The 710-nt window shown below is 46.3% G+C and carries 1 rRNA gene; it reads left to right on the top strand.

Annotated features, from left to right (window positions below):
* A 23S ribosomal RNA gene (locus FN369_RS10755) occupies window positions 1–710 on the top strand; the annotation flags it as partial.

Here is a 710-nt window from a genome sequence, read left to right as displayed (position 1 = left end):
TAGCAGACCCGAAACCGAGTGATCTACCCTTGGTCAGGATGAAGTTCCGGTAAAACGGAATGGAGGTCCGAACGCGTCTACGTTGAAAAGTGGTGCGATGAACTGAGGGGAGGAGTAAAAGTCTAATCAAACTCGGAGATAGCTGGTTCTCCCCGAAATAGCTTTAGGGCTAGCCTTATGTAACCGTGTAGTGGGGGTAGAGTTACTGACTGAGTCTTGGGGCCCACCAGGCTACCGAACACAATCAAACTCCGAATACTACTGCATTTGACATAGGAGTCAGACTATGGGGGATAAGCTCCGTAGTCGAAAGGGAAACAGCCCAGATCATTAGTTAAGGTCCCTAAAATGAGCTAAGTGATAAAGGAAGTGAAAGTGCTAAGACAGCTAGGATGTTGGCTTAGAAGCAGCAACCATTTAAAAAGTGCGTAATAGCTTACTAGCCGAGTACTTTTGTGCCGAAAATTAGCGGGACTAAAGCTCATTACCGAAACTATGAATCTTGATATTAGTATTAAGGTGGTAGGGGAGCGTTCTATGTTAGGTTGAAGCCTTACTTTAAAGAGAGGTGGACGAAATAGAAGTGAGAATGCCGGTATAAGTAGCGATAATGTAAGTGAGAATCTTACTCACCGAAAGCCTAAGGTTTCCTGGGGAAGGCAAATCCGCCCAGGGTTAGCCGGCACCTAAGTCGAGGCCGAAAGGCGTAG

Source organism: Methylacidimicrobium cyclopophantes (genome assembly GCF_902143385.2).
In the GTDB taxonomy this organism is placed as follows: Bacteria; Verrucomicrobiota; Verrucomicrobiia; order Methylacidiphilales; family Methylacidiphilaceae; genus Methylacidimicrobium; species Methylacidimicrobium cyclopophantes.
This window is presented reverse-complemented; position numbering and strand designations above follow the sequence as displayed.